Genomic DNA, 7,564 nt, shown 5'->3' with positions numbered 1-7,564 from the left:
TCTGCGCCGGAAGTGGGGCGAATTATAGACAGATCGCAGAGGGCGTCAACCGTTAATTTCAAAAATCTGCAATTCAACTGCTGTGCCCCAACAAACACGGGAGATCCTCTTTAAAGACGATCTTCCGCTACGGGAATTTACAAGCTGGGAAATGCGAATTGCGACGCTTCATGGCTCGCACGTTGCGGCCAGCGCTGGGTAATCGCCTTGCGACGCGTGTAGAAGCGCACACCATCGGGACCGTACGCATGCAAGTCGCCGAACAGGGAACGCTTCCAGCCGCCAAAGCTGTGATAGGCAACCGGTACCGGCAGCGGAACGTTGACCCCGACCATTCCTACTTCAATCTCATCACAAAACAATCGGGCCGCTTCGCCATCACGGGTAAAGATGCAAGTACCGTTGCCGTATTCATGGTCGTTGATCAGTTGCATGGCCTGTTCAAGGCTGTCCACACGCACGATGCACAGCACCGGCCCGAAGATCTCTTCTTTATAGATGCGCATTTGCGGCGTCACGCGATCGAACAGACAGCCGCCCATGAAGAAGCCCTGTTCGTGCCCGGCAACCTGGAGATTGCGACCGTCTACCACCAGAGTAGCGCCCGACTGCACACCGTCCTCTATATAGCCGCCGACCTTGTCGCGATGCTGCCCGGTGACCAGTGGCCCCATATCCAGACCGCAAGTCGTACCTGCGCCGATTTTCAGGCCCTGAATTTGCGGAACCAGTTTGGCCACCAACGCATCGGCGATCTGATCCCCGACACACACCGCAACCGAAATAGCCATGCAACGCTCACCGCAGGATCCATAGGCAGCGCCCATCAAGGCACTCACTGCGTTGTCCAGGTCGGCATCCGGCATCAGTACCGCATGGTTCTTGGCGCCACCGAGAGCCTGAACCCGCTTGCCACGCGCTGCGCCCTCTTTGTAGATGTACTCGGCAATCGGGGTCGAACCGACAAAGCTCAGCGCCTTGACCTCAGGCGCTTCGATCAGTGCATCGACGGCAACCTTGTCACCATGAACCACATTCAGCACACCCTTCGGCAGCCCGGCCTCGTGCAGCAGCTCGGCTATCAGCAGCGTGGAACTGGGATCGCGTTCGGAGGGTTTGAGGATGAAGCAATTGCCACACGCAATGGCCAGCGGGTACATCCACAGCGGCACCATGGCCGGGAAGTTGAACGGAGTGATACCGGCAACGATACCCAGCGGCTGAAAGTCAGACCACGCATCGATGTTCGGCCCGACGTTGCGGCTGTATTCACCCTTGAGCACTTCAGGCGCAGCGCAGGCGTACTCCACGTTTTCAATACCGCGCTTCAGCTCGCCCGCCGCATCTTCCAAGGTCTTGCCGTGTTCTTCACTGATCAACTGAGCAATGCGCGCTTCGTTCTGCTCCAGCAATTGCTTGAAGCGGAACATCACCTGAGCCCGCTTGGCTGGCGGTGTATTACGCCAGGCCGGAAACGCAGCCTTGGCCGAATCGATCGCCTTCTGGACCGTGTCCCGAGTGGCGAGCGCTACTGTGTGGATAACCTGGCCGGTCGACGGATTGAACACATCTGCGGTGCGGCCATCTTCAGAAATGAACTCGCCGTGGATCAGGTGTTGAATGCTGCTCATGGAAAACTCCGGATAATTGCATCGGGCGCGAATGGCTTCGCGGCCCATGCGACAAAAGCACCTGTGTAAAAGTACCTATATAAGAAGAGAGCCTGTCAGCGTGATCAGTCGATCAGGTTCAGCGTTTCGCCAACGGCATCGAACAACCGGTCCAGGTCCTGCGCCTGACTGTTGAAAGTCGGGCCAAACTGCAAGGTGTCACCGCCAAAACGCACATAGAACCCAGCTTTCCACAGTTTCATGCCTGCCTCGAAAGGCCGCACGATTGCATCGCCGTCACGAGGTGCGATCTGGATGGCGCCTGCAAGGCCGTAGTTGCGGATATCCACCACGTTTTTCGCGCCCTTGATACCGTGCAGCACGCTCTCAAAATGCGGAGCGATTTCTGCTGCCTGCTGTACCAGGTTTTCACGCTGCAACAACTCCAGCGCCGCGAGCCCGGCCGCGCAGGCCACCGGATGTGCCGAATAGGTATAGCCGTGGGGGAATTCGACGGCGTATTCCGGCGTTGGCTGATTCATGAAGGTCTGATAGATCTCGCTGCTGGCGATCACTGCGCCCATGGGGATCGCGCCATTGGTGATCTGCTTGGCGATACACATCAGGTCAGGCGTGACACCGAAACTGTCCGCGCCAAACATCGAGCCTGTACGGCCGAAGCCGGTAATGACTTCGTCGAAGATCAGCAGGATATTGTGCTGATCACAAATCTCGCGCAGACGCTTGAGATAGCCTTGCGGCGGAACGATCACGCCGGCAGAGCCCGCCATGGGTTCGACGATTACCGCCGCGATGTTCGACGCATCGTGCAGCTCGATCAGCTTGAGCATCTCGTCGGCCAGCGCAATACCGCCCGCTTCGGGCATCCCCTTCGAATAGGCGTTGCTGGCCAGCAGCGTGTGCGGCAGATGGTCGACATCCATCAACTGGCCGAACATCTTGCGGTTACCATTCACTCCGCCCAGGCTGGTGCCCGCCACGTTCACGCCGTGATAGCCACGCGCGCGCCCGATCATCTTGGTCTTGGTTGCCTGCCCTTTCAACCGCCAGTAGGCACGCACCATCTTCACTGCCGTGTCCGCGCATTCGGAACCGGAGTTGGTATAAAAGACGTGATTGAGATTGCCCGGCGTCAGTTCGGTAATCTTTTCCGCCAACTGGAACGACAGCGGATGCCCGAACTGAAAGCCCGGCGAGTAATCCAGAATGCCCAGTTGCCGGGAAACGGCTTCCTGAATTTCCTTGCGAGTGTGCCCGGCCCCGCATGTCCATAGCCCGGAAAGCCCATCGTAGATCTTACGGCCCTTGTCGTCTGTCAGATAGCTACCGTGCGCAGCCACGACCATACGCGGGTCACGCTGGAAATTTCGATTCGCCGTGTAAGGCATCCAGTGGGCATCAAGCTTCAACTGACTGGCTACAGGCACATCAGACGCTTCGAACATATTCATGGGGGGCAAGCCTCGCAGGCGCTAAACGAACGGTCATTGCAGCCAAGGTGTCACGCGGCTAAAGTTCATAAAACCCGATTTTCATGATCTTTGGTTTGGTAAGGACTAAACAATGAGTGTCCGTCGCCCCGATCCGCTGTCGCAGGTGAGCGATTTTGATATCCGCCTGCTGCGTATTTTCAAAAGTGTCGTTGAGGCAGGCGGTTTTTCTGCGGCTGAAAGCGTGCTTGGCATTGGCCGGTCGGCGATCAGCCAGCAAATGAGCGATCTGGAACAGCGTCTCGGCTTGCGGCTTTGCCAGCGAGGGCGGGCCGGTTTTTCACTGACCGACGAAGGACGTGAGGTTTATCAATCGTCGTTGCAACTGCTCAGCGCTCTGGAAAGTTTCAGGACTGAGGTCAACGGCCTGCATCAGAACCTACGCGGCGAGTTGAACATCGGCCTGACCGACAACCTGGTCACCCTTCCCCACATGCGCATCACCCATGCACTGGCCCGCCTGAAAGAGCGTGGCCCGGGCGTGCACATCAATATCCGCATGATTGCTCCCGCCGAAGTCGAGCGAGGCGTATTGGACGGCGGCCTGCATGTCGGTGTCGTGCCACAGGCCAGCGCCCTGCCCGGCCTTGAATATCACCCGTTGTACAGTGAGCGTTCGCTGCTTTATTGCGCGGTGGGACATCCGCTCTTCTACGCGGACAACTCAACGCTGGATGATGAACGCCTCGCACAGCAGGAAGCCATTGCCCCGACCTTTCGCCTGCCGAACGATATTCAGGAGCATTATCAGGCACTGACCTGCACCGCGAGCGCTTCAGACCGCGAGGGCATCGCGTTCCTGATTCTGACTGGACGCTACATTGGCTACCTGCCAGATCATTACGCCAACGCCTGGGTGCAGGAAGGTCGATTGCGCGCGCTGAAACCGGACTCGAAGTTCTACGACCTCAACCTGGTGACCGTTACCCGAAAAGGCCGACGCCCTCATTTGGTGCTGGAGAGCTTTCTGGAAACACTGGCCGCTACCCGATGACACACTCCTGCAGGACACCCTTCCAGTCAGCCAACGTTGCAGAGCGCCTAGAAAACGCTATCAGGCTGATATTTATTGAAATAGTTGGACTCAAATAAAAATAACCTGAGCAACTGGACAGTTTTTTGCAGTAATCCCCGACAACGACACGCCAGTACATGGCAGTTCCCCGTCCGAGACCTTGCCATGCAGCCTGAAACACTCGACAACGATGACCTGATTTACGGCCTGAATGATCGCCCAAGACCTTTAACGGCCATATTGGCAGCGTTCCAGCATGTCCTCGCCAGCTTCGTCGGGATCATCACCCCGCCATTGATCATCGGATCGACGCTCGGCCTGACTCAATACCTGCCGTATCTGATCAGCATGGCCCTGATGGTGTCGGGCACAGGTACTTTCATTCAGGCGCGCCGCCCGTTTGGTATCGGCGCAGGCATGATCTGCCTGCAAGGCACCAGCTTCGCTTTCCTGGGCGCGGTGTTGTCCGCGGGTTTTCTGGTCAAGCAACGCGGCGGCAGCCCAGAGGACATCATGGCGATGATCTTCGGCGTGTGCTTTTTCGGCGCGCTGGTGCAAATCGTGCTCAGTCGCTGTATTGGCCAGTTGCGACGTGTCATCACGCCGCTGGTGACCGGCATTGTCATCACGCTGATTGGTGTAAGCCTGATCAAGGTAGGTGTGACGGACCTGGGCGGCGGCTTCAACGCACCTGACTTCGGCGCGCCGTTGAACCTGGCGCTAGGCGCCTTCGTTCTGGCAGTGATCATCGTACTTAATCGTTCGAATACGCCCTGGGTGCGCTTGTCGGCGATCATCATCGGCCTGGCGGTCGGCAGTCTCGCCGCCTGGTTCAGCGGCAAGCTGATTCCACAGCCGATCCACGACCTGCCCTTGATCAGCGTGCCGGTGCCGTTCCGTTTTGGTTTCAGCTTTGACTGGACCGCTTTCCTGCCGGTCGCGCTGATTTATCTGATCAGCAGTATCGAAACGGTCGGCGACCTGACCGCCAATTGCATGCTCGCCCGCCAGCCGATCAGTGGCCCGAGCTACATGGCGCGTCTCAAGGGTGGCGTGCTGGGTGACGGCGTGAGCTGCATGATTGCTGCAACGTTCAGTGCATTCCCCAACACCACCTTTGCGCAGAACAACGGCGTGATCCAGCTGACCGGCGTTGCCAGTCGCTATGTCGGGCTGTACATCGGCGCGGTGCTGTTCGTGCTCGGGCTGTTCCCGCACATCGGAGCCATCGTCCAGCAGATTCCCAAACCGGTACTCGGCGGCGCAACGCTGGTGATGTTCGGCAGCGTCGCGGCAGCCGGTGTGCGCATTCTGGCCCAGTCTCCGCTGGACCGACGCAGCATGCTGATCATCGCCACGTCACTGGGTGTCGGTCTGGGTATCGCCGCGCAGCCTGCGCTGCTGCATCAGATGCCCAAACTGGTACAGAACCTGTTCGATTCGGCCATCACCAGCGGCGGCATCACAGCCATCGTAATGTGCCTGCTGATTCCGGAAGGAAAGGTCGCCGTGACCCGGAATGATTCAGCGACGGAACCCAATCCCCTTGAACAACCACGATAGGTTTCCATAGCCGCACTTGCGCCGGTGCTTGCGAGATAATCGCCGGTGCGCTATCTGTTCATTAGTTGCGCCCTACGACCTGTCCGGAATTGCCCATGACCCTTGAAGTCCCCGCACACAGCGCTCACGTCACCAAGCCCGCAAGCCGTATTCGTCAGAAGAACGAACAAGCAATCATCCAGGCAGCCGAAGATGAATTTGCCCGCCACGGCTTCAAGGGCACCAGCATGAACACCATCGCGCTGAAAGCCGGGCTGCCCAAAGCCAACCTGCATTACTACTTCACCAATAAGCTGGGCCTGTATGTCGCGGTACTGAGCAACATCATTGATTTGTGGGACAGCACGTTCAACCACCTGAGCGTCGAAGATGATCCAGCCGAGGCACTGGCCCGCTACATTCGCGCCAAGATGGAGTTTTCGCGCCGCCAGCCTCAGGCTTCACGGATCTTCGCCATGGAGATCATCAGCGGTGGCGAATGCATGAGCGAGTATTTCAGCCAGGACTACCGCCTGTGGTTCCAGGGCCGGGCAGCGGTTTTTCAAGCCTGGATCGATGCCGGCAAGATGGACACGGTCGACCCTGTACACCTGATCTTCCTGCTGTGGGGAAGCACCCAGCACTACGCTGATTTCGCCTCGCAGATTTGCCGAGTCACCGGTCGCTCCCGCCTGACCCGGCAAGACATGGACCAGGCCAGCAACAATCTTATCCGGATCATCCTCAAAGGTTGTGGGCTCACGCCGCCAGCCTTGTAGAATCGGCGCCTTGACGTCAGCTGGATACACGCATGCCTTTTACCCTGGTCGGCCCTTGCGAGTTTCGTGAAGAAATCCGCAAGAGCCGCTTCATCACCCTCGCCGCACCCATCGCCAGCCCGGCCGACGCCCAGGCGTTCATCGAGCAGCACAGCGACCTCAACGCCACCCACAATTGCTGGGCCTGGAAGCTGAGTGGTCAGTATCGCAGCAACGATGACGGGGAACCGGGCGGTACTGCAGGCAGGCCAATCCTGGCAGCCATCGAGGCGCAGGAATTCGATCAAGTCGTGGTGCTGGTGATCCGCTGGTACGGCGGCATTCAACTGGGGACTGGCGGCCTGGCCCGCGCCTATGGCGGTGGTGCCAACAAATGTTTGCAGCAGGCCGAGCGTCTGCCGCTGATTCAGCGTTCGTCATTCCAGCTTGAATGCAGCTTCAGTGAACTGGCGCTGGTCAAGTTGCGTCTCGCGGAAGTCAACGGCCTGCTGGAAAGTGAAAACTTCACTGCTACTGGCGTGCAGATGGCAATCGCGATAGGCCCCGAGCATGCCGACACGCTGCAACGACAACTGGCTGATCTGAGTCGCGGCAGAATTGTTTTGCACAAGGCCACAACAGAGTAGGCAACGCGTCAGCAATTGCCCACATCTACTGTGCATCCGGCTGTGGATAAGCTGAGCACACTCCACTGCGGGCCTTGCCGGGCTTGCGTTTCAGGCGAATGATCGTTTTTTGAGCAATCGCCTGGCATGGATCCATAAACGGTGCAAAAACAGTCTGTTAGCGCTCGTTAGTCCCTTTGGATGCTAACCACCGGCGTATTATTCTCCGCTGACGTGCTTGCGCACAGTATCTGTGGAAGAACCTGTGGATAACAGGTGCAAGGGTCGCGCATCCACATAACGCACCTCGCTTGACGCCTGCTGTACATTTTTCACTCAAATCAAAGAGCCACATTTGCCCCTCGCTCCGCCAGCGCGCCCCGAACTGGTGCCGAAATGATCGCGTCAGGTCGTCACTGCACGGCCATGAATGTCGAAAACACCTTACTCAACCTTGATTGAACGCACAGGACAGGAATCCTGACTCCTTGGCCAGGATTTT

General features: G+C 58.1%; 6 protein-coding genes. 4 read left to right on the top strand and 2 right to left on the bottom strand.

Annotation, left to right across the window (positions count from 1 at the left end; translation table 11 throughout):
- Positions 1-137 precede the first annotated feature (137 nt).
- The gene (locus RYB66_RS26440) at positions 138-1,631 is read right to left on the bottom strand and encodes a CoA-acylating methylmalonate-semialdehyde dehydrogenase (RefSeq protein ID WP_005742910.1); all 1,494 of its coding nucleotides are present in this window, start codon (positions 1,629-1,631) and stop codon (positions 138-140) included.
- 104 nt (positions 1,632-1,735) lie between these two features.
- Positions 1,736-3,082 carry an aspartate aminotransferase family protein gene (locus tag RYB66_RS26435; RefSeq protein WP_002555507.1) on the bottom strand — a complete coding sequence of 449 codons (1,347 nt, stop codon included), beginning with the start codon at positions 3,080-3,082 and terminating at the stop codon, positions 1,736-1,738.
- Positions 3,083-3,194: 112 nt separating this feature from the next.
- Between RYB66_RS26435 and RYB66_RS26430 the strand changes: the two genes are divergently transcribed.
- The 4 genes from RYB66_RS26430 to RYB66_RS26415 all read left to right on the top strand — a co-directional run bounded on the left by RYB66_RS26430 (position 3,195) and on the right by RYB66_RS26415 (position 7,083).
- The gene (locus RYB66_RS26430; RefSeq protein ID WP_002555508.1) at positions 3,195-4,115 is read left to right on the top strand and encodes a LysR family transcriptional regulator; all 921 of its coding nucleotides are present in this window, start codon (positions 3,195-3,197) and stop codon (positions 4,113-4,115) included.
- Between the two features lie 186 nt (positions 4,116-4,301).
- Complete coding sequence (locus RYB66_RS26425) at positions 4,302-5,699, top strand: uracil-xanthine permease family protein (RefSeq protein WP_044295505.1); 1,398 nt, start codon at positions 4,302-4,304, stop codon at positions 5,697-5,699.
- Positions 5,700-5,794: 95 nt separating this feature from the next.
- The gene (locus RYB66_RS26420) at positions 5,795-6,457 is read left to right on the top strand and encodes a TetR/AcrR family transcriptional regulator (protein ID WP_316895874.1); all 663 of its coding nucleotides are present in this window, start codon (positions 5,795-5,797) and stop codon (positions 6,455-6,457) included.
- A 32-nt stretch (positions 6,458-6,489) separates the two neighbouring features.
- Positions 6,490-7,083 carry an IMPACT family protein gene (locus RYB66_RS26415; protein ID WP_057404555.1) on the top strand — a complete coding sequence of 198 codons (594 nt, stop codon included), beginning with the start codon at positions 6,490-6,492 and terminating at the stop codon, positions 7,081-7,083.
- Positions 7,084-7,564: the final 481 nt, after the last annotated feature.

This window comes from Pseudomonas syringae group sp. 243L2, from assembly GCF_032587875.1.
GTDB lineage: Bacteria > Pseudomonadota > Gammaproteobacteria > Pseudomonadales > Pseudomonadaceae > Aquipseudomonas > Aquipseudomonas amygdali.
This window is presented reverse-complemented; position numbering and strand designations above follow the sequence as displayed.